Annotated in this window: 24 protein-coding genes and 1 pseudogene; 23 read left to right on the plus strand and 2 right to left on the minus strand. The window is 41.7% G+C overall.

Features of this window, described 5'->3' with window-relative positions:
* Positions 1-100: 100 nt before the first annotated feature.
* The gene (dnaA, locus tag FNL97_RS00005) at positions 101-1,453 is read right to left on the minus strand and encodes a chromosomal replication initiator protein DnaA (protein WP_062679405.1); all 1,353 of its coding nucleotides are present in this window, start codon (positions 1,451-1,453) and stop codon (positions 101-103) included.
* A gap of 467 nt (positions 1,454-1,920) precedes the next feature.
* Here dnaA and rpmH point away from each other — a divergent pair, with 467 nt between their 5' ends.
* The 11 genes from rpmH to FNL97_RS00060 all read left to right on the plus strand — a co-directional run bounded on the left by rpmH (position 1,921) and on the right by FNL97_RS00060 (position 11,280).
* A complete protein-coding gene (gene rpmH / locus FNL97_RS00010; RefSeq protein ID WP_015865427.1) occupies positions 1,921-2,055 on the plus strand; it encodes a 50S ribosomal protein L34 in 135 nt (44 codons plus the stop codon).
* Between the two features lie 79 nt (positions 2,056-2,134).
* Positions 2,135-2,485: a ribonuclease P protein component gene (gene rnpA, locus FNL97_RS00015; protein ID WP_015865426.1), complete on the plus strand. Its 351-nt coding sequence runs from the start codon at positions 2,135-2,137 to the stop codon at positions 2,483-2,485.
* A 120-nt stretch (positions 2,486-2,605) separates the two neighbouring features.
* Positions 2,606-3,376 carry a YidC family membrane integrase SpoIIIJ gene (gene spoIIIJ, locus FNL97_RS00020; RefSeq protein ID WP_062679404.1) on the plus strand — a complete coding sequence of 257 codons (771 nt, stop codon included), beginning with the start codon at positions 2,606-2,608 and terminating at the stop codon, positions 3,374-3,376.
* Positions 3,373-3,996: an RNA-binding cell elongation regulator Jag/EloR gene (gene jag / locus FNL97_RS00025; protein ID WP_015865424.1), complete on the plus strand. Its 624-nt coding sequence runs from the start codon at positions 3,373-3,375 to the stop codon at positions 3,994-3,996. The genes spoIIIJ and jag overlap by 4 nt, the downstream gene beginning before the upstream one ends.
* A 236-nt stretch (positions 3,997-4,232) precedes the next feature.
* Positions 4,233-5,618 carry a tRNA uridine-5-carboxymethylaminomethyl(34) synthesis GTPase MnmE gene (mnmE, locus tag FNL97_RS00030; RefSeq protein WP_143414742.1) on the plus strand — a complete coding sequence of 462 codons (1,386 nt, stop codon included), beginning with the start codon at positions 4,233-4,235 and terminating at the stop codon, positions 5,616-5,618.
* An 18-nt stretch (positions 5,619-5,636) separates the two neighbouring features.
* On the plus strand, positions 5,637-7,526 hold the full coding sequence (mnmG, locus tag FNL97_RS00035; RefSeq protein ID WP_062679402.1) for a tRNA uridine-5-carboxymethylaminomethyl(34) synthesis enzyme MnmG: 1,890 nt from the start codon (positions 5,637-5,639) through the stop codon (positions 7,524-7,526).
* Between the two features lie 22 nt (positions 7,527-7,548).
* Positions 7,549-8,265 carry a 16S rRNA (guanine(527)-N(7))-methyltransferase RsmG gene (gene rsmG, locus FNL97_RS00040; RefSeq protein WP_062679401.1) on the plus strand — a complete coding sequence of 239 codons (717 nt, stop codon included), beginning with the start codon at positions 7,549-7,551 and terminating at the stop codon, positions 8,263-8,265.
* Positions 8,266-8,311: 46 nt separating this feature from the next.
* Positions 8,312-9,157 (plus strand): nucleoid occlusion protein, encoded by an 846-nt coding sequence (noc, locus tag FNL97_RS00045; RefSeq protein WP_015865420.1) that lies wholly within the window; start codon positions 8,312-8,314, stop codon positions 9,155-9,157.
* Positions 9,158-9,294: 137 nt separating this feature from the next.
* Positions 9,295-10,056, plus strand: coding sequence for a ParA family protein (locus tag FNL97_RS00050; protein ID WP_015865419.1), 762 nt, complete (start codon positions 9,295-9,297; stop codon positions 10,054-10,056).
* Positions 10,049-10,906, plus strand: a complete 858-nt coding sequence (locus tag FNL97_RS00055) for a ParB/RepB/Spo0J family partition protein (protein ID WP_015865418.1) — start codon at positions 10,049-10,051, stop codon at positions 10,904-10,906. Before FNL97_RS00050 ends, FNL97_RS00055 begins: the two co-directional genes overlap by 8 nt.
* A gap of 59 nt (positions 10,907-10,965) precedes the next feature.
* Complete coding sequence (locus tag FNL97_RS00060; RefSeq protein WP_143414743.1) at positions 10,966-11,280, plus strand: DUF554 family protein; 315 nt, start codon at positions 10,966-10,968, stop codon at positions 11,278-11,280.
* Positions 11,281-11,332: 52 nt separating this feature from the next.
* On the opposite strand, the gene yyaC is transcribed toward FNL97_RS00060, so the two are convergent.
* Complete coding sequence (gene yyaC / locus FNL97_RS00065) at positions 11,333-11,956, minus strand: spore protease YyaC (RefSeq protein ID WP_041269771.1); 624 nt, start codon at positions 11,954-11,956, stop codon at positions 11,333-11,335.
* 148 nt (positions 11,957-12,104) lie between these two features.
* Here yyaC and FNL97_RS00070 point away from each other — a divergent pair, with 148 nt between their 5' ends.
* From FNL97_RS00070 to FNL97_RS00125, 12 genes and pseudogenes are all read left to right on the plus strand, one after another.
* Positions 12,105-13,004, plus strand: coding sequence for a mechanosensitive ion channel family protein (locus FNL97_RS00070; protein WP_143414744.1), 900 nt, complete (start codon positions 12,105-12,107; stop codon positions 13,002-13,004).
* Between the two features lie 21 nt (positions 13,005-13,025).
* A complete protein-coding gene (locus FNL97_RS00075; protein ID WP_015865414.1) occupies positions 13,026-13,223 on the plus strand; it encodes a DUF951 domain-containing protein in 198 nt (65 codons plus the stop codon).
* A gap of 158 nt (positions 13,224-13,381) precedes the next feature.
* Positions 13,382-13,732 (plus strand): annotated as a pseudogene (locus tag FNL97_RS18790) (molybdopterin-dependent oxidoreductase); the annotation flags it as partial.
* Between the two features lie 72 nt (positions 13,733-13,804).
* A complete protein-coding gene (gene ychF / locus FNL97_RS00085) occupies positions 13,805-14,905 on the plus strand; it encodes a redox-regulated ATPase YchF (protein ID WP_062679397.1) in 1,101 nt (366 codons plus the stop codon).
* A gap of 104 nt (positions 14,906-15,009) precedes the next feature.
* Positions 15,010-15,297: a 30S ribosomal protein S6 gene (rpsF, locus tag FNL97_RS00090; protein WP_015865412.1), complete on the plus strand. Its 288-nt coding sequence runs from the start codon at positions 15,010-15,012 to the stop codon at positions 15,295-15,297.
* 29 nt (positions 15,298-15,326) lie between these two features.
* Positions 15,327-15,821, plus strand: a complete 495-nt coding sequence (gene ssb, locus FNL97_RS00095) for a single-stranded DNA-binding protein (protein ID WP_062754533.1) — start codon at positions 15,327-15,329, stop codon at positions 15,819-15,821.
* A gap of 54 nt (positions 15,822-15,875) precedes the next feature.
* Complete coding sequence (gene rpsR / locus FNL97_RS00100) at positions 15,876-16,115, plus strand: 30S ribosomal protein S18 (protein ID WP_003253854.1); 240 nt, start codon at positions 15,876-15,878, stop codon at positions 16,113-16,115.
* Between the two features lie 94 nt (positions 16,116-16,209).
* Positions 16,210-17,136, plus strand: a complete 927-nt coding sequence (locus tag FNL97_RS00105) for a YybS family protein (RefSeq protein WP_143414745.1) — start codon at positions 16,210-16,212, stop codon at positions 17,134-17,136.
* A 47-nt stretch (positions 17,137-17,183) separates the two neighbouring features.
* Positions 17,184-19,160, plus strand: a complete 1,977-nt coding sequence (locus tag FNL97_RS00110; protein ID WP_015865409.1) for a DHH family phosphoesterase — start codon at positions 17,184-17,186, stop codon at positions 19,158-19,160.
* Positions 19,157-19,606, plus strand: a complete 450-nt coding sequence (rplI, locus tag FNL97_RS00115) for a 50S ribosomal protein L9 (RefSeq protein WP_143414746.1) — start codon at positions 19,157-19,159, stop codon at positions 19,604-19,606. The genes FNL97_RS00110 and rplI overlap by 4 nt, the downstream gene beginning before the upstream one ends.
* Positions 19,607-19,728: 122 nt before the next feature.
* Positions 19,729-21,093 (plus strand): replicative DNA helicase, encoded by a 1,365-nt coding sequence (gene dnaB / locus FNL97_RS00120; RefSeq protein ID WP_062679392.1) that lies wholly within the window; start codon positions 19,729-19,731, stop codon positions 21,091-21,093.
* A 287-nt stretch (positions 21,094-21,380) separates the two neighbouring features.
* The gene (locus tag FNL97_RS00125; RefSeq protein WP_143414747.1) at positions 21,381-22,667 is read left to right on the plus strand and encodes an adenylosuccinate synthase; all 1,287 of its coding nucleotides are present in this window, start codon (positions 21,381-21,383) and stop codon (positions 22,665-22,667) included.
* Positions 22,668-22,827: the final 160 nt, after the last annotated feature.

Consider the following 22,827-nt stretch of genomic DNA (forward strand, 5'->3'; position numbering starts at 1 on the left):
CTAGTAATAATGCTTGTTGAAATGTGGATAAGTAAAAAAAGTAAAGGAAACACAGTCTGTCCACATGTGGATAGACTGTGTGTAACCATTCACTAGTTATTCACAATTGCTTTAGTTTCTCTTCAATCTCTTTTATATGTTTTTGCAATTGAGCATCTGTTTGGAGAAGCTTAGAAATTTTTTCATGGGCATGAATGACTGTCGTATGGTCACGGCCTCCAAATTCATCACCAATTTTCGGCAATGAACAATCGGTAAGTTCTCGCGAAAGGTACATAGCGATTTGGCGCGGAAAAGCGACAGATTTCGTTCTTTTCTTAGCTTTAAAATCTTCTAGTTTAATATTGAAATGCTGGCCGACAACGCGTTGAATATCTTGAATGGTAATGACTTTTGGTTTTGTACTCGGAATAATATCCTTTAACGCCTCTGCCGCTAAATCAGCAGTAATTTCTTTATTGATCAGCGATGAGTAAGCTACAACGCGTATGAGGGCTCCTTCCAGCTCACGAATGTTAGAGTCAATTTGATTAGCGATATACAGCATCACTTCATTCGGAATATCAAATCCTTCCGCCTTTGCTTTCTTTCTGAGGATAGCGATCCTCGTTTCTAAGTCAGGAGGAGTGATATCCGTAATAAGCCCCCATTCAAACCGTGAGCGAAGGCGGTCTTCCAATGTCGGAATCTCTTTTGGCGGCCGATCGCTGGAGATAACGATTTGTTTACTTTCTTCATGCAATGTATTAAACGTATGGAAAAATTCCTCTTGAGTTTGTTCTTTTCCCGCTAAAAACTGAATATCATCAATTAATAGGACATCAACGTTCCGATATTTGTTGCGAAAATCATCGGGGCGATTGTCACGAATCGCGTTGATAAATTCATTTGTAAATTTTTCTGATGATAAATACACTACTTTCGCGGACGGATTATGTTCAATGACGTAATGGCCGATCGCGTGCATTAAATGCGTTTTGCCTAAGCCAACCCCGCCGTAAATAAATAGCGGATTATATGCTTTCGCCGGCGCTTCTGCCACCGCTAAAGAAGCTGCATGGGCAAAACGATTGCCGGAACCGATGACAAACGTGTCGAACGTATATTTTGGATTCAGCATGCTTTGCGGAAAATCCGTTGATTCCTCGTATGACTTTCGATGCTTTTTCGAAGATCGCTGAAATTCAAAATCATCTTCGGATTGATTAGGGGGAGTAATGAACTTGATCAACAGTTCTTCTCCAGTGATGTCGTAAATGGTTTCAGCAATCAAGCGAGAGTAGCGGGAATCAAGCCAGTCTCTTGCAAATTCGTTTGGGGCTATGATGACAAGCGTGTCACCTCGTAAAGAGTGGGCTTTTGTTGATTTTAACCAAGTTTCAAAGCTTGGCTTGCTAATTTTCTTTTCGATTTCCCCGAGCACACGATTCCATAAATCATGGATGTTTTCCACCCGTTGCCCCCTCCTTTGAATCGTTTAAAAAAAGAATCTGTGGAAATAACATAATAATAAGGAAAAAAGATGGTATTTCGACAAAATCCACTACATGTGGATAACTTTATAAACAAGTTGTAAAAAAACATATCCACAACATATCCACAAAATGTGGATAAATTTTCTTATTCACACAATTATCCATAATGAAAACACAATAATAATAGCAAATAAACTAGCATGTTGCAATGGATTTTTAAAATTATCCACAAAAGAAAGACGTTGTGAAAAAATAATTATCCACATAGGTGAAAGATGTGAAAAAATTGTCGATAAATTATGTGGATATGTAAAATGGTGTCTAAAAAATTATCCACAACTTCGTGAACGAGGGAAAAATCCTGGAGCGGTTGACATTTTGCTAGATTGTTCAATATAATTAGAAAGACTGCCCGTAACAGTTATTCCTCAGGGAGGTGTCATAGATGAAACGGACATACCAACCAAATAAACGGAAGCGTAGCAAAGTTCATGGGTTCCGTGCGCGCATGAGTACGAGAAATGGCAGAAAAGTGCTTGCGCGTCGTCGTCGTAAAGGAAGAAAAGTATTATCCGCATAGGCCACTGAAACTTCAGTGGTCTTTTTTCTCAAGAGGATAGTGATTATAGAGATTGAAAAAGATGGAGTGTTTCCGCACGATGAAGAAAAAGTATCGCATAAAGAAAAACAAAGAATTTCAAGAAGTGTTCCAGCGCGGTACATCGATGGCGAATCGACAGTTTGTTATTTATATGCTTGACCGTCCTGAACAACCGTATTTCCGGATCGGTTTATCAGTGAGTAAAAAGCTTGGGAAGGCGGTTGTAAGAAATCGAATTAAACGTTACATTCGACAAGTTTTTTTGGAGATGAAAGACGATATTATGCCTCAAAAAGATTATGTGATTATTGCTAGGCTCCCAGTTGCAGAAATGACATATTTTGAGGTGAAGAAAAGCTTGCTGCATGTATTGCGCAAGGCGGGCGCGCTGAAAAGAGATATAAAATAAGGCATCTATTTTACTCCCGATGCTACGGTTTCTCGCTGAAAAAAGAGCGCCCATTTTGTTTGAAATGATGCTAAAATACATATTTAGGGTAATGTGAATTTGTCGGTTAGGAGGAAAAAGATGGTGAAGAGGCGAATTTGGTTAACGGTTGGGTTAATGGCATTGCTTGCACTCATATCGGGCTGTACGCAAATTAACGAACCAATTACGCCGGAGAGCAAAGGTTTTTGGAATGAGTATATCGTTTACCCGCTCTCTTGGCTAATTAAATATGTCGCTAATGCTTTAGGCGGAAACTTTGGATTGTCGATTGTTATTGTAACCATCTTCATTCGTTTGCTTATTTTACCGTTAATGATCCAGCAAACAAAAAATGCGAAAGCGATGCAAGCGCTGCAACCGGAAATACAAAAGCTTCGGGAAAAATATAGCTCTAAGGATATGCAAACACAACAAAAGCTCCAGCAAGAAATGATGTTGTTGTTTCAAAAACACGGTGTAAACCCGATGGCAGGTTGTTTCCCAATTCTTATTCAAATGCCGATTTTAATTGGATTTTATCATGCCATTATGCGTACGAGAGAAATTGCGGAACATAACTTTTTATGGTTTGATCTCGGCGAAAAAGACCCATATTTTATTTTACCGATTGTCGCAGGGATTACGACATTTATCCAACAAAAAATAATGATGGCTGGCGCTGGACAACAAAATCCGCAAATGGCGATGATGCTTTGGATGATGCCGATTATGATCGTGATTTTCGCGATTAATTTCCCAGCTGCTTTATCGCTTTATTGGGTAGTCGGGAATATTTTCTCTATTGTGCAAACGTATTTCATTAAAGGGCCGAATGTGGACTCTGCTCATTCAGGAGGAAAGAAAAAGTGAAAGAAGTAACCGCGACCGCCGCGACCGTAGATGAAGCTGTGCAGTTAGCGCTGCAACAGCTCGGTGTTTCGAGGGATCGTGCAGAAATTACGGTGTTGGATAAAGGAAGAAAAGGGCTGTTTGGGATTTTTGGAAGCAGACCTGCAGTGGTAAAAGCAAAACTTATGATAGATCCAGTAGAAGAAGCAGAGTTATTTTTAAAAAATGTTGTAAAACAGATGGGAGTAACAGCAGCAAAAATAGAGAAGCAACAAGATGGCAAGCGGATAACATTCATGATCACAGGAGAACAAGTAGGTTTATTGATCGGAAAACATGGACAAACATTAAATTCATTGCAATTATTGACTCAGCTTGTCGCAAACCGCTATGCAAAAGAATATGTTTCCATTATCGTCGATGCGGAAAATTATCGGGAACGAAGAGAAAAAACGCTGATTCAGCTGGCGCAGAAGTTAGCGGAAAAAGCGATAAAAACTGGAAAAGAAGTAAAGTTGGAGCCGCTTCCAGCGCATGAACGAAAAATTATTCATAATGCGTTAGCGAACTATAAAAAAGTAACTACTTATTCGGTTGGAGAAGAACCACATCGTTATGTTGTAGTATCTCCAATCATGTAAATCCACATTGATGAAAAGGGGCTATCTCTGAAACAAGCGAGGCAGCCTCTTTTTCTTCTTTTTTTGTTTACATTTTTTAGGTTTAAGGATGAGCACTTCATGTTGTTATTCACATGTGGATAAGTTAAAATTGAAATGATTAACGAAAAAATTGTGGATAGATCGTTATTGACAACGGTAGTTGTCTAACATATAGATAGATTGGCTTTTTGTCAGCAAAAAGAGGTGAGGAATTGATGGAATTTGATACGATTGCTGCGATCTCCACGCCGATGGGAGAAGGAGCAATCGCGATTGTCAGACTGAGCGGCGACGAAGCGATTGCGATCGCTGACCGCATTTTTCAAAGTCCAAGCGGAAAGCGTCTTAAAGACGTTCCGTCACATACGATTCATTACGGTCATATTGTGGATCCAAAAAGCGGCCAGACGGTCGAAGAGGTAATGGTATCGGTGATGCGAGCGCCAAAGACGTTTACAAGGGAAGACATCGTTGAAATTAATTGCCACGGTGGCTTAGTATCGGTCAATCGTGTATTGCAGCTCGTATTAACTAATGGGGCGCGGCTTGCTGAGCCAGGAGAATTTACAAAGCGCGCGTTTTTAAACGGACGAATTGACTTGTCTCAAGCGGAAGCGGTTATTGATTTGATTCGAGCGAAAACAGACCGAGCGATGAACGTGGCGCTGCAGCAAATGGAAGGGCGCTTATCGAAACGAATTCGCGAATTGCGGCAAGCGATTTTAGAAACACTTGCCCATGTGGAAGTGAATATTGATTATCCAGAATATGATGATGTGGAAGAGATGACGCCTCATCTGTTAATGGAAAAGGCACAATACGTGCGCGAGCAAATTGAAAAATTGCTGCAAACCGCGCAACAAGGCAAAATTCTGCGCGAAGGTTTAGCAACGGTCATTATCGGCAGACCGAACGTCGGGAAATCGTCGTTATTAAATGCGCTCGTTCACGAAAATAAGGCGATTGTGACGGATATTCCTGGAACGACGCGCGATGTGATCGAAGAGTATGTTAATGTCCGCGGTGTTCCGCTTCGGTTAATCGATACGGCGGGAATTCGCGAAACAGAAGATATCGTCGAGCGAATTGGTGTAGAACGTTCACGGCAAAAGTTAAAAGAGGCCGATTTAATTTTGCTTGTATTAAATTATCATGAGCCGCTGACAGAAGAAGATGAAAAGCTGTTCGAAATGGTAAAAGGGATGGATTTCATCGTTATCGTTAATAAAACAGATTTACCAAAAAATATCGATATGGATCGAGTCAAACAATTAGCGGACGGTCGCCCGATTATTACAACATCTTTATTGCACGAAAAAGGGATTGAAGATTTAGAAACAGCCATTTCCGACATGTTTTTCAGCGGTTCTGTCGAAGCAGGGGATCTTACGTATGTTTCGAATTCGCGTCATATCGCTTTGCTTCATCAAGCAAAAAAGGCGATAGAGGATGCGATTTCTGGAATTGAATCCGGAATGCCAGTCGATCTTGTACAAATCGATTTAACGAGAGCATGGGAGCTTCTTGGAGAAATTATTGGGGATACGGTGCATGAGAGCCTAATTGATCAGCTGTTTTCGCAATTTTGTTTAGGAAAATAATGAAGGAGGCATGTGGCTATGGACTATCATGGAGGTTCATATGACGTCATTGTCGTTGGCGCCGGCCATGCTGGATGCGAAGCGGCGTTAGCGGCAGCGCGCATTGGCGCCAAAACGTTAGTGATTACATTAAACCTTGATATGATCGCATTTATGCCATGTAACCCATCGATCGGCGGTCCAGCAAAAGGAATTGTTGTTCGTGAAATCGATGCGTTAGGCGGAGAAATGGCAAAAAATATCGATAAAACGTACATCCAAATGCGGATGCTCAACACTGGAAAAGGTCCAGCGGTGCGGGCATTGCGCGCGCAAGCAGACAAAGTGTTATATCAACGCGAAATGAAAAAAACGCTTGAAAATCAAGAAAATCTTACATTACTGCAAGGAAAAGTGGAACGTTTGATCGTGGAAGACGGTGTATGCAAAGGGGTTATTACCCATACGGGAGCACATTATTATGCAAAAACGGTTGTTATTACGACAGGGACATTTTTGCGCGGAGAAATTATTATCGGAGACATTAAGTATTCCAGCGGACCAAACAATCAACAACCGTCGATTAAGTTGTCCGAGCATTTAGAAGAGCTGGGTTTTGAGCTTGTCCGCTTTAAAACAGGAACGCCGCCGCGCGTCAACAGCCGCACGATTGACTATAGCAAAACGGAAATCCAGCCAGGTGACGATGTTCCGCGGGCATTTTCGTATGAAACGACGGAATATATTACCGACCAATTGCCATGCTGGCTTACGTATACAACGCCAGAGACACATCGGATTATCGACGAAAACTTACATTTATCGCCAATGTATTCCGGAATGATCAAAGGAACGGGTCCGCGTTATTGCCCATCGATTGAAGATAAAATCGTGCGTTTCCATGATAAACCGCGCCACCAAATCTTTTTAGAACCAGAAGGACGCGAAACGGAAGAAGTATATGTGCAAGGATTGTCGACAAGCTTGCCGGAGCATATTCAACGGCAGCTGCTTACGACGATTCCTGGTCTTGAAAAGGCGCAATTAATGCGGGCAGGCTATGCGATTGAATATGACGCAATCGTTCCAACTCAATTGTGGCCAACGTTGGAAACAAAACTAGTGAAAAACTTGTATACAGCTGGACAAATTAACGGAACGTCCGGATATGAGGAAGCGGCGGGACAAGGAATTATCGCTGGCATTAACGCAGCGCATCGGGCGCTTGGAAAAGAAGAAATTATTTTAAGTCGTTCGGATGCTTATATTGGCGTGTTGATTGACGATCTTGTCACAAAGGGAACGAATGAACCATATCGATTGTTGACATCCCGTGCGGAATATCGCTTGCTTCTTCGCCATGACAATGCCGATTTGCGTCTGACCGAACTTGGGTATAAAATCGGCCTTATTTCTGAGGAACGTTATCAAAAATTTTTGGCGAAAAAAGAAGCGATCGAAAGAGAGAAAAAACGGCTTCAAACCTATATCATTAAACCGACTCCAGAAGTACAAGAAGTGATTCGCCAAGCCGGCGGAAGCGAGTTGAAAGACGGAATTCGCGCTGCTGACTTGCTGCGGCGTCCGGAAATGACATATGAACATATTAAACAGCTTGCTCCGGCGGAAGAAGAGATTTCACCAGAAGTGGCGGAACAAGTAGAAATTCAAATTAAATACGAAGGATATATTCAAAAATCGTTGCAGCAAGTCGAACGCCTCAAAAAAATGGAAAATAAAAAGATTCCGGAAGATATCGATTATGATGCCATTCACGGCTTAGCGACAGAAGCGCGGCAAAAACTAAAACAAGTCCGACCATTGTCGATTGCACAAGCTTCGCGCATCTCAGGGGTAAATCCTGCCGATATTTCGATATTATTAGTGTATTTAGAACAAGGAAGAATCGCACGAGTGTCGAATGAATAAAAATTAGGGAAAGGATTGGAGTATGGATACAGCACAGTTTCATACCATGCTTGAGGAGAAAGGGATTTCTCTCTCTTCTCAAGCATTGGCACAATTTGAGCGGTATTATGAGTTGTTAATGGAATGGAATGAAAAGATGAATTTAACTGCCATCACGGACAAGCCCAGCGTGTATTTAAAACATTTTTTTGATTCTCTTTCTCCGGCTTTTTACTATGATTTTTCCCAATCATTATCCATTTGCGATGTAGGCGCAGGTGCAGGATTTCCAAGCGTTCCGTTAAAAATTTGTTTTCCGCATCTGAAATTGTCGATTGTCGATTCATTGCAAAAGCGCATCGCCTTTCTCGAGCATTTAGCAGCCGAGTTAGGATTAACCGATGTCGCCTTTTATCACGATCGGGCCGAAACGTTTGGAAGAAAAAAAGAATTCCGCGAATCATTTGATATTGTCACTGCAAGGGCAGTGGCGCGAATGTCCGTATTAAGTGAGTTGTGTCTTCCGCTTGTCAAAGTGAATGGCACCTTTATCGCCATGAAAGCCGCCTCGGCACAGGAAGAATTGGAACAAGGGAAAAAAGCGATTGATGTGCTTGGCGGGGAAATTTCCGCGATCGAGCGGTTTATGCTGCCGATAGAACAAAGTGAACGAACGATTATTTTTATTCAAAAAGTGAGAAATACGCCAAACAAATATCCTCGCAAACCGGGAATGCCAAATAAGCAACCAATTCAATGAATTTTTTACAATCTAGGGGAGAGTTTTTAAAGGTGGTGTAAGGGGAATGAAGCATCCTTTCTCTCGCTTCTTTAGCTTTGGAGAAAAGGAACAGGAAGAGACGATGGAAAAACAAGAAAAAGAAGAAGTAAGAAAAATTCCGGTTTCTAAAATTGTTCCAAACCGCTTTCAGCCACGGACGATTTTTGACGAAGAAAAAATTGAAGAACTTGCATTAACGATCCATACGCATGGCATTATCCAGCCGATTGTTGTCCGCGAGTGCGAGGATGGAAAGTTTGAAATTATTGCAGGAGAACGAAGATGGCGCGCCGTTCAAAAGCTCGGTTGGTCGGAAATTCCAGCGATTATTAAAAATCTAAATGACAAAGAAACCGCTTCAGTAGCATTAATTGAGAATTTGCAGCGTGAAGAGTTGACACCGATTGAGGAAGCGATGGCGTATGCGAAGCTATTAGAGCTACATAATTTGACACAAGAGGCGTTAGCGCAACGGCTTGGAAAAGGACAATCGACGATCGCAAATAAACTGCGTCTGCTGAAGCTGCCGCAAGAAGTGCAGGAAGCTTTGTTGCATCGAACCATTACGGAACGTCATGCACGCGCATTAATCGTCTTAAAAGATAAAGAAAAGCAATTAAAATTGTTGCAAGAAATCATTGATAAGCAATTAAACGTGAAACAAACGGAAGATCGTGTATTGAAAATGCTAGAAGCGGCGAATCCGAAACCGAAACCAAAACGAAAAGCATTTAGTAAAGATATGCGCATCGCCGTCAACACCATCCGGCAGTCGCTCACCATGGTGGCAAACAGCGGCGTTGCTGTTGATTCAGAAGAAGAAGAATTTGAAGACTATTATCAAATTACGATTCGCATTCCGAAAAAGTAATGAACCGAAGAATGTTTTGCCTCATCAAGTTATCTTTGATGGGGTTTTTTTTCTTTCTATAAATAGAAAACAAGTCCATTTTATTTGTTTCATGTTAAAATAAACAATATGAGTAAGAATTAGAGGTAGGTGGCATCGTGGGCAAAGTAATTGCAATCGCAAATCAAAAAGGCGGAGTCGGAAAGACGACGACAGCGGTTAATTTAGCAGCTTGTTTAGCGCATATTGGAAAAAAAGTATTACTTGTGGATATTGACCCGCAAGGAAATGCGACGAGCGGAATCGGAATTGAAAAAGGAGACGTCGATGAGTGTATTTATAACGTTATTATTGGGGATTTAAAAGCGAAAGATGTGATAAGACCAACCAATATTGAAAACTTACATATTATCCCGGCAACCATTCAATTAGCAGGGGCGGAAATTGAGCTCGTATCGGTTATTTCGCGTGAAATTCGTTTAAAAAATGCGCTCGATCCGTTGCGGGAAGCATATGACTTTATTATTATCGACTGCCCTCCTTCATTGGGATTATTAACGCTAAACGCGTTAACGGCAGCCAATTCCGTTCTTATTCCTGTTCAATGTGAATATTATGCGCTTGAAGGACTTAGTCAGCTTTTAAATACGATTCGGCTTGTACAAAAACATTTAAATCATGATTTACGGCTTGAAGGCGTTTTGTTAACGATGCTGGATGCCCGTACGAATTTAGGTATTCAAGTTATTCAAGAAGTAAAAAAATATTTCCGCGAAAAAGTATATAACACGATCATCCCGCGAAACGTCCGGTTAAGTGAAGCGCCGAGCCATGGAAAACCAATTATTTTGTACGATGTCAAATCACGGGGCGCGGAAGTATATTTAGAATTGGCGAAGGAGGTGTTAGAGCGTGGCTAAAGGTCTTGGCAAAGGAATTGATGCGTTGTTTTCCAATTTGACGTTAAAGGAAGAAGAAACAATAAAAGAAGTGGATATCCGCGAACTTCACCCAAACCCTTATCAGCCGAGGAAAGTGTTTCATCAGGAAGCGATTGAAGAATTAAAGCAGTCGATTTTGCAGCACGGGATTTTGCAGCCATTGATCGTGCGGAAAAGTATAAAAGGGTTTGAAATTGTCGTTGGGGAACGGCGTTATCGCGCCGCAAAAGAAGCGAATTTAAAAACCGTTCCGGTTGTCGTGCGTGAATTGACAGATGAGCAAATGATGGAACTGGCTCTGTTGGAAAATTTGCAGCGTGAAGATTTAAATCCGATTGAAGAGGCAATGGCTTATAAAATGTTAATGGAAAAGCTGCAGCTTACACAAGAAGAGATTGCCAGCCGCGTAGGAAAAAGCCGCCCTCATATCGCCAATCATCTTCGTTTATTGTCGTTGCCAAAGGACGTACAAAAGATGCTTGTAGATGGAACGCTTTCGATGGGGCATGGCCGTGCGCTGTTAGGGCTGAAGCACAAAAATAAGATGAAATTCGTTGTTGACCGTATTATTCGCGAGCAGTTAAACGTCCGCCAACTAGAAAAGCTCATTCAAGAAATGAATAAAAATGTTTCACGTGAAACACCAAAGCGAAAACCGGTGGAAAAAAGCGTTTTTCTGAAGGAAAGTGAATCTTTATTAAGGGAAAAATTTGGAACGAATGTAACGATTAAACAAACTCGAAAAAAAGGAAAAATTGAGATTGAATTTTTCTCTTCTGAAGATTTAGAAAGAATACTAGAATTGTTAGATGTGCGATTGGATGAATAAGTAGGCCATCATCTTTGGTGGTTTATTTTTTTATGGTAATGAACGGGAGGAAACGCATCGTGGTACTATTAGGGACGATTGTAAATGGAATTTGTATTGTGGTCGGGTCATTGCTAGGGAAATTATTCCAACATATCCCGGAACGATTAAAAGCAACGGTGATGGGAGGAATCGCACTGCTTGCGACGCAAATTGAGCGATGGGTGCCAAAAGAAATTGTCGATTCGTTCATTACTGAATCGACGGCAACAGGAGGAATTTTAATTATGGCGATTGGTTTAAATATGCTTGGTATTACGAACATACGTGTAGCGAATTTGCTGCCTAGCATTATAGTAACTGCTTTCGCGGTTTCCGTTCTTCATTTTTTTTAAAAACAAAGAACCCCCTTCTTGTTCATCACAACAAAGAGGGGATTTTTTATGATTAGAATGGCTGTTGGGAGTCTTTGACGATGGTTGTATTCGTCCAAAATTCCTTTCGGCTTAATTTTCGATCCGCCTCATAAATGCCGTTGGCGATCGTTTTTGCCATGTTCATCACAAGATGAAGACGAGTATTTTGCAAAACGAAAAATTCCATAAATCCGCTAACGTTCACTACTCCGGTAATATGAAGATCACCGACAGGTGGAAGCTGTTTATTCACCCCGGCGCCTGGCCGTACCGGCCCTTTTGCGATCGTAATGGCGCCAACGCTTTTGAGCCGTCCTAAGCAAGCGTCAATTGCAATCATGAATACGTCGTCATGAATTGAACGAATCGCGGTGATTTTTTCTTCTAGGTTTACGGCATGGATCGGCTCTTCCAATGTCCCATATACATGGAAGTGAGAAAGGTGTTTTTCTTTTAGCATCGTACCAACAAGCGGCCCGAGCGAATCGCCGGTAGAGCGATCCGTACCGATACAAACAATGGCGGCAGGCTGCGATAAAGGGGAAGGAAGCAGTGAAATAAGCCGCAGCGCTATTAATGTAGAAGCTCCTTGTTCATCATGAAAAATACGCTCTCTATCATCTTTGGATGAGAAAAAAATAGATGGTATACTCATCATACCCACTCCTAATTGTCATCAAAGTATTAACAGTATACGGAAAAAACGAAAATTATATACATTATGTTTATTGCTACAAATTGATTTGTAATCTTGTTAAAATAGTTGATGCAAAGCGTAAAATGATGCAGAGGTGTGAACAACATTGGATACAGTGAAAAAGATTTTAGACTCTTTATTTGGATTTGCTGCAAATGAAGATTTTTGGGTGAAATTAGGGGCAGGAACGCTCAAAATCATTATTATTTTAGTATTATGCATGATTGTGACGAAGGTTTTAAAAGTTGCGATCCATAATATTTTTAAAATGCGGCAAAAAGCTCCAATCCGCATTTCGGAGCGGCGGGAAGCAACGTTGTTGCGGCTTCTTGATAATGTGATTACGTACGTACTATATTTTATTGCGCTGATTATGATTTTAGATACGTTTGGCGTGGAAGTAAAAGCAATTTTGGCAGGTGCTGGTATTGTTGGACTTGCTGTCGGTTTTGGCGCGCAAAGCTTAGTGAAAGATGTCATTACCGGATTTTTTATTATTTTTGAGGATCAGTTTGCGGTTGGGGATTATGTACGAATAGGTAATTTTGAAGGATATGTTGAGGCAATTGGCCTAAGGGTAACCAAAATTAGAAGTTGGACAGGGGAAGTTCATATTCTGCCAAATGGAAGTATTGCGCAAGTGACGAATTATTCTTTGAATAATAGCATTGCGGTAGTGGATGTCAACATCGCTTATGAAGAGGACATTGAAAAGGTAGAGGAAGCGATTCTCGAACTTCTGCCGCAATTGCCGGCAAAATATGAAGATATGGTTGCCCCGCCTGAGTTGTTAGGCGTTCAAAATTTAACGAATTCTGAAGTGGTCATGCGTATTACTTGTGAAACGAAACCAATGCGCCACGTTTCCGTAGCAAGAGCGATTCGCAAAGAAGTAAAAATGCATTTAGATGAAAAAGGAATTAAAATCCCATATCCACGCTTTGTTCTTCATGATCGCAATGAACAAGAAAAACAATCTGCTCAGCAAGCAAAGGGAAACGCCTAAGCAAAAGACGGGGGTGAGCCAATGGAAAATAAAGAGTTTGGATTATACGATATCGTGGAAATGAAAAAGCCGCATCCGTGCGGAACAAACCGCTGGAAAGTGATTCGTTTAGGCGCCGATATTCGCATCAAATGCGAAGGTTGCGCCCATAGCGTGCTGCTTCCGCGAAAAGAATTTGTACGAAAGATGAAAAAAGTGTTAGTCAAGCATGAGGAGTAACGACCTCATGCTCTTTCTATAACGAAAAGGAGAGGAGAGTTATGGAAGAGATACGCGTCACATCTTGCTCGTTAAATTGTTAGGATGTGTGCGGATTAAAAGTAATGATTCAAAACGGAAAAGCAACAAAAGTAGACGGGGATGAAACACATCCGACATGTATATCGGGGATGGACGCGTTTTTGGCGATGGGAATTATAAAAGAAATGCTGCGCTTAGGTTTGGAAGACTGAGCGTTTATTGAACAGCATACCATTGGGTTTGCCGATGTCGAGGCGGTACTGGAAAGTATAACGATGGAAAAAATTGAGCGTCTCACGGAAGTAGACCGCGACGTGATGACGCAATTAGCTGTTATTTACGGAGAGCGTCCAACTGCGACATATTTAGGGCTTGGCATGCAGCGATATGCCAATGGCGGCAATACGATTCGCTGGATTGACGCGCTTGTAGCGATAAGCGGCAATGTTGGCATTCCGGGGGCGGGGCGAACTTCGGCAATCTACGAATGCGCTTGTCATTTTCTTTTGGACTCACTATAATGAGGAAAGATGTGAACGGAAAAGAGGAGTGGAAAAATTATGGGATTAACAGCAGGAATCGTCGGTTTGCCGAACGTTGGAAAGTCGACGCTATTTAATGCGATTACAAAAGCGGGAGCAGAATCTGCTAATTATCCTTTCTGTACAATTGAACCAAACGTTGGTATTGTTGAAGTGCCGGATGAGCGGTTGAAAGTGTTGACGGAAATGTTCAAACCGCAACGTACGGTACCGACCGTGTTTGAATTTACCGATATTGCCGGAATTGTCAAAGGGGCAAGTAAAGGAGAGGGGCTTGGGAATAAATTTTTATCGCACATTCGCCAAGTCGACGCCATTTGTCAAGTCGTTCGTTGTTTTACGGATGAAAATATCACCCATGTAGCGGGAAGAGTCGATCCGCTTGCCGATATTGAAACGATTAATTTAGAGCTAATTTTCGCCGACTTAGAAACGGTCGATAAACGCATAGACCGCGTCGGCAAAATAGCGAAACAAAAAGATAAAGACGCCGTTTTTGAATATGATATTCTGGTGCGCCTGAAAGAAACGTTCGAAGCAGGAAAACCAGCGCGTACGCTTTCATTTACAGAGGAAGAAATGAAAGTAGTCAAGCAGCTTCACCTATTAACGATCAAACCGATGTTATATGTTGCTAATGTCGGTGAAGAGGATGTCGCTAATCCAGATGCCAACCCGTTCGTCAAACAAGTTCGCGAATTTGCGAAAAGCGACAATGCTGAAGTGATCGTTGTTTGCGCGAAAATTGAAGAAGAAATCGCTCAATTGGATGATGAGGAAAAAGAGTTGTTTTTACAAGAACTTGGCATTCAACAATCGGGTCTAGATCAATTAATTCGTGCATCATATAACTTGCTTGGATTGGCAACGTTCTTCACTGCAGGGGAACAAGAAGTGCGCGCATGGACGTTCCGCCGAGGGATGAAAGCGCCAGAGTGCGCGGGAATTATTCACTCCGATTTTGAACGGGGATTTATTCGTGCGGAAACGGTTTCTTACGAGGATTTAATCGCAGCTGGGTCGATGGCGGCAGCACGCGAGGCAGGAAAAATCCGGTTGGAAGGAAAAGATTATGAAGTACAAGATGGCGATATTATTTATTTCCGCTTCAATGTTTAATATTGCTTATCGTTTTCTAGCATGATATAATCAAAAAATGTGAGTAATCTTTTACTCCTTGCCCTTATCAAAAGGGCCGTTTAGACCAAAAGGAGGTGACTAGCGTGAGAAAGTACGAAATCATGTACATTATCCGCCCAAATTTAGACGATGAAGCGAGACAAGCAGTAGTGGATCGTTTCAATAATATTTTAAAAGAAAATGGTGCGGAAATTACAAATGTGACGGATTGGGGCAAACGCCGCTTAGCATATGAAATTAAAAAATACCGTGACGGTCATTACATGATTTTGAATGTCGTCTCTGAGCCAAAAGCGGTGCAAGAGTTTGACCGTTTAGCAAGAATCAGCGACGATATTATCCGTCATATTGTCGTAAAAGAAGAAAAATAATTTTTTTTAAACATTAAGAGGTGGTTCTGATGATTAATCGCGTAATTCTTGTAGGAAGGTTAACGAGAGATCCGGAATTACGCTATACTCCAAGTGGGGTGGCTGTTGCCACGTTTACGCTTGCTGTCAATCGTCCGTTTACAAACCAGCAAGGTGAACGTGAAGCGGATTTTATTAACTGCGTTGTTTGGCGTCGTCAAGCCGAAAATGTCGCGAATTTCTTAAAAAAGGGAAGTTTAGCCGGAGTAGACGGTCGTTTACAAACCCGCAGCTATGAAGGTCAAGATGGAAGACGTGTATATGTGACGGAAGTGGTTGCTGATAGCGTCCAATTTCTTGAGCCGAAAAGTAGCGCAGAACAGCGTGGAGTGGCAGCAGGCGGCTACTATGGGGAGCCATTCCCATTTGGACCAGATCAGAACCATCGCAATCCAAACGAAAAAGATTTTAGTCGCATAGATGAAGATCCTTTTGCAAACGATGGTCAAACGATCGATATTTCGGATGATGACCTACCGTTTTAATCAAAAAGCAAAAGGCGCCTTGATCGGATAAAGATAAAGGAGAAAGGAGGATATATGATGGCAGGACGTAAAGGCGGACGCGCAAAACGCCGGAAAGTATGCTATTTCACAGCGAACGGAATTACACATATCGACTATAAAGATGTAGACTTGTTAAAGAAATTCATTTCGGAGCGCGGCAAAATTTTACCTCGCCGTGTTACTGGCACAAGCGCGAAATATCAACGTAAATTGACGGTTGCTATTAAACGCGCTCGTCAAATGGCATTATTGCCATACGTAGCAGACGAATAAAATACGAAAGCAGTAAGGGGGAAATCCTTACTGCTTTTTCTATTTATTTCTCCGTCATTGTGATACGATGGACGTAAGGAGGGAGAATGGAAAATTGCGAAAAACGCACATCATTACGGAGGCGGCGATTCAGCTTGCTCTGTTTGCCGTTTTATTTTTAGTTTCCCTATATGTACCGCTGTTAGGGATGATTGCTATATTATTTTTATCGCTGCCGTTTATGATTTTTACGATGAGGCACGGTTATGCATATGCACTTCTTTTGCTTGTGGCTTCGCTTATTATTTCTACGCTGATTGGTTCGCTTCTTTCCTTGCCGGTTGCATTGATGTTTGGAACAGCAGGGATTGCGATTGGGGGAATGCTTGCCAAAAATAAAAGCCGTTATATGATTTTACTGACGAGCGTGCTTATATTTCTTATGAACATAGTCATCGATTATGTCATCTCCGTAAAATTTTTGCAGATGGATATCATTCAGGAAACGCTCTCAGCATTTCGCCAATCATTTGAGACCGCGATGCAAATTATGAAAGGAATGGGGCAAACGCCGACAAAACAATTACAGGAACAATTTGAACAAGGATTGGAACTTATAAAATACGTAACCCCGACGTTGTTTGTCATCGCTGCTTTCTTGCTTGCCTACGCAACAATGGCCGTCTCTATCCCAATTTTAAAACGATTAAAGCTGCCAGTCGGCACGTGGCCTCCGTTTCGTGATTTTACATTACCAAAAAGCTTATTATGGTGCTATTTGCTCGTGCTTGTTATTTCATTCATTCCGTTAGAAAAAGGAACATTTGCCTATCTTGCCGTTTTAAACGTATATTATTTATTACAGCTGCTTTTTATTGTTCAAGGGTTTTCTTTCTTGTATTATGCTGCCAATAAAAAGAATGTACCGAAAGGAATCGTGATCGGTGGAACGATCCTATGCTTATTCCTGCCTTTTTTACTTTATCTTATCGCGATATTAGGTATAATTGATTTAGGATTTGATTTGCGAAAACGCATATGATAATTGAATAAGGCAGATTATTTTTCTATGTAGGAGCTGACTTTTGAATGTCTCATTTTTATGAAAGGAAAGCGTATCGCTATCCCTTATACGCTTTTATTGCATTATCGGTTGTTTTTGCAGCGTTTTTGTTTTATTTTCAATGGATATTAGGGATAGTTAGCTTTTTGCTCCTTGGTTTTGTACTTTATTACGTGATCCATTCACAACGGTCATTATATGCAGAGCTTGAGCAATATATTTCCAACTTGTCGTATCGAATTAAAAAAGTTGGCGAAGAAGCATTAATGGAAATGCCCATTGGAATCATGTTGATTAATGATGACTATGAGGTAGAATGGGCGAATCAATTTTTAGCTTCTTGCTTTAAAGAGCAGACGTTAATAGGCCGTTCGTTATATGATCTTTCTGATCCATTAGTCGCTTTATTGAAGCAGGAGCAAATAAATGAAGAAATCATTAACATTCATGGAAGGCAATTTAAAGTCATTATAAGACGCGAGGAAAGGCTTCTTTACTTTTTCGATGTGACGGAGCAGGTAGAATTACAAAAACAATATGAGGCAGAACGATTAGTATTGGCCATTATTTTCCTTGATAATTATGATGAAATTACACAAGGAATGGATGACCAGGCGAAAAGCCAGATGAATAGCCATGTGACGTCCATTTTGAACAAATGGGCGAATGATTATGGGCTATTTTTAAAACGGACGTCGTCCGAGCGGTTTATCGCTGTCTTGAATGAGCATATTCTCAAGCAATTGGAAAAAAGCAAGTTTTCCATTTTAGACGAAGTCCGTGAACAGACGATGAAATATAATGTCCAGTTAACGTTAAGTATTGGGATTGGCACTGGTGTATCATCGCTTCCGGAATTGGGATTGTTGGCACAATCCGGTTTAGATTTAGCGCTAGGCCGCGGCGGCGACCAGGTTGCCATTAAACAAGGCAACGGGAAAGTGAAGTTTTATGGTGGAAAGACCAATCCAATGGAGAAACGTACAAGGGTTCGTGCCCGTGTCACTTCTCATGCGCTTAGGGAATTGATTACAGAAAGCGACAAAGTGCTGATTATGGGGCATAAATACCCAGATATGGACGCACTTGGAGCTGCTATCGGAATTTTAAAGTTAGTACAATCCAATCAAAAAGAGGGATTTATCGTCATTGATACGGCACGAACGAATTCTGGGGCACAACGTTTAATTGAGGAATTGAAAAAGCATTCGGAGCTATGGTCAAGATTTATTAAGCCAGAACAAGGGCTTGAGTTGGTTACAGAGGATACGTTGGTTATTGTTGTTGATACGCACCGTCCTTCATTAGTCGTAGAAGAAAGATTATTATACCGTACAGATCATATTGTTGTTATTGACCATCATCGTCGCGGTGAAGAATTTATTAATGATCCGATTCTTGTTTATATGGAACCATATGCGTCTTCCACTTCTGAACTGGTGACTGAACTGTTAGAATACCAGCCAAAACGGATGAAGCTGTCGATGCTGGAGGCGACGGCGCTTCTTGCAGGAATTGTGGTTGATACGAAAAGTTTTACGCTTCGCACAGGTTCACGGACGTTTGATGCTGCTTCTTATTTACGTGCTCAAGGCGCTGACACTGTTTTAGTGCAAAAATTGCTAAAAGAAAGTATCACAAATTATGTAAAGCGGGCAAAAATTATTGAAAATGCGTCTATCGATTCGAGAGGAATCGCCATTGCAAAAGGGGATCCAACAGAAACATATGATCAAGTGTTAATTGCCCAAGCGGCTGATACGCTATTAACATTAAGCGGAGTCGTTGCTTCGTTTGTTATCTCAAAGCGAACGGACCAAACGATTGGCATTAGTGCTCGCTCCTTAGGAGATATCAATGTTCAAATCATTATGGAAAGCTTAGGAGGAGGCGGCCATTTAACCAATGCTGCTACACAGCTTTCCGATATAACGATAGAAGAAGCAGAACAGCGCCTGCGAGCAGCAATTGATGATTATCTAGAAGGAGGTAAGGAATCATGAAAGTCATCTTTCTTAAAGATGTAAAAGGAAAAGGAAAAAAAGGGGAAATTAAAAACGTCGCTGACGGATACGCAAACAATTTCCTTTTTAAACAAGGGCTTGCCATTGAAGCAACACCAGCAAACATAAAAGCGCTAGAGGCGCAAAAACGAAAAGAACAACGGCAAGCGGAAGAGGAGCTTGCAAAAGCAAAACAATTAAAAGAAAAGCTAGAACAAATAACGGTGGAATTGTCCGCGAAAGCTGGGGAAGGCGGTCGTTTATTTGGATCGATTACAAGCAAACAAATTGCTGAAGCTCTTCAATCCCAGCACCAACTTAAAATTGATAAGCGTAAAATCGAACTGGACGATGCCATTCGTTCATTAGGATATACGAATGTACCTGTAAAACTTCATCCGGAAGTCACAGCAACATTAAAAGTACATGTGACCGAACAAAAGTAAATTCGTTTCCCCATCAATATCGGTAACATGAGAATAAAATGTGATTTTATGAGGATGTTTTCCTCATATAATCACATTTTTCTTATGGCAGGAAAAACGGGGGAAAAAGGTGGTGAAATCACATGAACGATCTATTTTCAGAACGAATTCCTCCGCAAAGCATCGAGGCGGAACAGGCTGTGTTAGGTGCTATATTTCTTGATCCTTCCGCCTTAACATTAGCTTCGGAAATTTTAATTCCGGAAGATTTTTATCGTGCTTCCCATCAAAAAATTTTCCATGCGATGCTTCGCGTTGCGGATAAAGGAGAGCCTGTCGATTTAGTCACAGTGACGGCGGAGCTTGCCGATACGCAGCAATTGGAAGAAGTCGGCGGAGTGTCATATTTAAGCGAACTGGCCGATGCTGTACCAACGGCGGCAAACGTTGAATATTACGCGCGCATCGTGGAAGAAAAATCGGTGTTGCGCCGCTTGATTCGCACCGCCACGTCGATTGCGCAAGACGGTTACACAAGAGAAGATGAAGTAGATGTTTTGCTTGACGAAGCAGAACAGAAAATCATGGAGATTTCACAGCGCAAACATTCAGGCGCATTTAAAAATATTAAAGATGTCCTTGTGCAGACGTACGATAATATTGAAATGCTCCATAATCGAAAAGGCGAGGTGACGGGAATCCCGACTGGATTTACCGAGCTTGACCGCATGACATCGGGATTTCAGCGCAGCGATTTTATTATTGTTGCGGCCCGGCCTTCTGTAGGGAAAACGGCATTTGCTTTAAATATTGCGCAAAACGTAGCGACAAAGACGAATGAAAACGTCGCGATTTTTAGTTTGGAAATGAGCGCCCAGCAACTAGTGATGCGGATGTTGTGTGCGGAAGGAAATATCAACGCGCAAAATTTACGGACAGGGAGGTTAACGCCGGAAGACTGGGGCAAGCTAACGATGGCGATGGGAAGCTTGTCGAACGCCGGCATTTATATCGATGATACGCCTAGCGTCCGTGTCAGCGATATTCGCGCCAAATGCCGCCGCTTAAAGCAAGAAAGCGGTCTTGGCATGGTTGTCATCGACTACTTGCAGCTCATTCAAGGAAGTGGCAGAAATAGAGAAAACCGCCAACAAGAAGTTTCGGAAATCTCCCGTTCTTTAAAAGCGTTGGCTCGTGAATTAGAAGTGCCGGTGATCGCTTTATCCCAGCTTTCTCGAAGCGTCGAGCAGCGCCAAGATAAGCGGCCGATGATGTCCGATATCCGCGAATCCGGAAGCATCGAGCAAGATGCGGATATTGTCGCCTTTTTATACCGCGACGATTATTACAATAAAGATTCGGAGAATAAAAATATTATTGAGATCATTATTGCCAAACAGCGGAACGGCCCAGTCGGGACCGTACAGCTTGCATTTATTAAAGAATACAACAAGTTCGTTAATTTGGAACGCCGTTTTGATGATGCGCAAATTCCGCCAGGAGCATAACGAAGAACAGGTGCCGCTTTTTTAGAGGCACCTTATATTTTTTTCATTTTCACGAGAAGCCTCCCGATGCAGGCTCGAGTAGAAGGAGATCACCTTTCTTCTACGCGGAAGCTTTTTCGATGGAGGTAGTAAGAAACTCCCACCTCTTTATGGAATGAAGGTAGGAGAGGTTCATACACGAATAATAAATGATTAATATATATAAATGTTCGTGTTTTATTGACTTTCCCTTGAAAAACTGCTACACTTACAATGTTTATATCGAGTTAAAGGTGGAGGTGCTCGCCATGTCGTCAGTCGTCGTTGTCGGGACGCAATGGGGCGATGAAGGAAAAGGGAAAATTACTGACTTTTTATCAGAAAATGCGGAGGTCATTGCAAGATACCAAGGCGGAAACAATGCTGGGCATACGATTGTCTTTAATGGAGAGAAGTATAAATTGCATTTAATTCCGTCCGGAATTTTTTATAAAGATAAAATTTGTGTCATCGGAAATGGAATGGTAGTTGACCCGAAAGCATTAGTGGCGGAGTTGAAATATTTGCACGATCGCAGCATTTCAACTGATAATTTACGCATTAGCAATCGTGCGCATGTTATTTTGCCATACCATTTAAAACTGGATGAACTCGAAGAAGAGCGGAAAGGCGCAAACAAAATCGGCACGACAAAAAAAGGGATCGGACCTGCGTATATGGATAAGGCGGCGCGCGTCGGCATCCGCATTGTCGATTTGTTAGATCGCGAAGTATTTGAAGAAAAATTGGCTCGTAATTTGCAAGAGAAAAATGTCCTTTTTGAAAAAGTATACGGCGTCGAAGGATTTAAGCTAGAAGATATTTTAGATGAATATTACGAATATGGACAACAAATTGCCAAATATGTTTGCGATACGTCTGTAGTGTTAAATAACGCGCTTGATGAAGGGCGCCGTGTTCTCTTTGAAGGCGCACAAGGCGTCATGCTTGATATTGACCAAGGAACCTATCCATTTGTTACTTCCTCAAATCCAGTCGCTGGTGGCGTGACGATCGGTGCTGGCGTCGGACCAACGAAAATTAAACATGTCGTCGGGGTTGCAAAAGCGTATACGACTCGTGTCGGCGACGGTCCATTCCCGACAGAATTACATGATGAAATTGGCGACCGCATCCGCGAAGTCGGCCGTGAATATGGAACAACGACAGGCCGTCCACGCCGTGTCGGTTGGTTTGATAGCGTTGTTGTTCGCCATGCTCGTCGGGTTAGCGGTATTACAGATTTATCGTTAAACTCGATTGACGTTCTTACCGGTATTGAAACGTTAAAAATATGTGTTGCTTATCGCTATAAGGGAAAAGTGATCGAAGAATTTCCGGCAAGCTTAAAAGTGCTAGCGGAATGTGAGCCAATTTATGAGGAACTTCCAGGATGGTCAGAAGATATTACTGGTGTAAAAAGTCTGGACGAACTGCCAGTCAACGCCCGCCATTATGTAGAACGCATTTCTCAATTAACAGGCATTCCGTTATCGATTTTCTCTGTCGGTCCAGATCGTTCGCAAACAAATGTTGTTCGCAGCGTATATGCGTGAAATATTTATAATATGTATAATAAAAGCGTAGATGCAGCAATGTATCTATGCTTTTCTTTTTGTTTCTTCTTTAAATGGCAAATGGTTATGAGTGATTTCATTTTGATAACATGATAAATTAATAATGGTAAATCTATTTCTGATTCCATCGTAAAAGGAA

Origin of the sequence: Geobacillus sp. E263 (assembly GCF_007197795.1) — a bacterium.
GTDB classification, from domain to species: domain Bacteria; phylum Bacillota; class Bacilli; order Bacillales; family Anoxybacillaceae; genus Parageobacillus_B; species Parageobacillus_B toebii.

Bases quoted from the DNA above. Each gene is read 5' to 3' on its own strand.
- rpmH (WP_015865427.1), top strand. From the start codon at position 1,921: ATGAAACGGACATACCAACCAAATAAACGGAAGCGTAGCAAAGTTCAT.
- rnpA (WP_015865426.1), top strand. From the start codon at position 2,135: ATGAAGAAAAAGTATCGCATAAAGAAAAACAAAGAATTTCAAGAAGTG.
- spoIIIJ (WP_062679404.1), top strand. From the start codon at position 2,606: ATGGTGAAGAGGCGAATTTGGTTAACGGTTGGGTTAATGGCATTGCTT.
- mnmE (WP_143414742.1), top strand. From the start codon at position 4,233: ATGGAATTTGATACGATTGCTGCGATCTCCACGCCGATGGGAGAAGGA.
- mnmG (WP_062679402.1), top strand. From the start codon at position 5,637: ATGGACTATCATGGAGGTTCATATGACGTCATTGTCGTTGGCGCCGGC.
- rsmG (WP_062679401.1), top strand. From the start codon at position 7,549: ATGGATACAGCACAGTTTCATACCATGCTTGAGGAGAAAGGGATTTCT.
- noc (WP_015865420.1), top strand. From the start codon at position 8,312: ATGAAGCATCCTTTCTCTCGCTTCTTTAGCTTTGGAGAAAAGGAACAG.
- yyaC (WP_041269771.1), bottom strand. From the start codon at position 11,956: ATGAGTATACCATCTATTTTTTTCTCATCCAAAGATGATAGAGAGCGT.
- FNL97_RS00075 (WP_015865414.1), top strand. From the start codon at position 13,026: ATGGAAAATAAAGAGTTTGGATTATACGATATCGTGGAAATGAAAAAG.
- ychF (WP_062679397.1), top strand. From the start codon at position 13,805: ATGGGATTAACAGCAGGAATCGTCGGTTTGCCGAACGTTGGAAAGTCG.
- ssb (WP_062754533.1), top strand. From the start codon at position 15,327: ATGATTAATCGCGTAATTCTTGTAGGAAGGTTAACGAGAGATCCGGAA.
- rpsR (WP_003253854.1), top strand. From the start codon at position 15,876: ATGATGGCAGGACGTAAAGGCGGACGCGCAAAACGCCGGAAAGTATGC.
- FNL97_RS00110 (WP_015865409.1), top strand. From the start codon at position 17,184: ATGTCTCATTTTTATGAAAGGAAAGCGTATCGCTATCCCTTATACGCT.
- rplI (WP_143414746.1), top strand. From the start codon at position 19,157: ATGAAAGTCATCTTTCTTAAAGATGTAAAAGGAAAAGGAAAAAAAGGG.
- dnaB (WP_062679392.1), top strand. From the start codon at position 19,729: ATGAACGATCTATTTTCAGAACGAATTCCTCCGCAAAGCATCGAGGCG.
- FNL97_RS00125 (WP_143414747.1), top strand. From the start codon at position 21,381: ATGTCGTCAGTCGTCGTTGTCGGGACGCAATGGGGCGATGAAGGAAAA.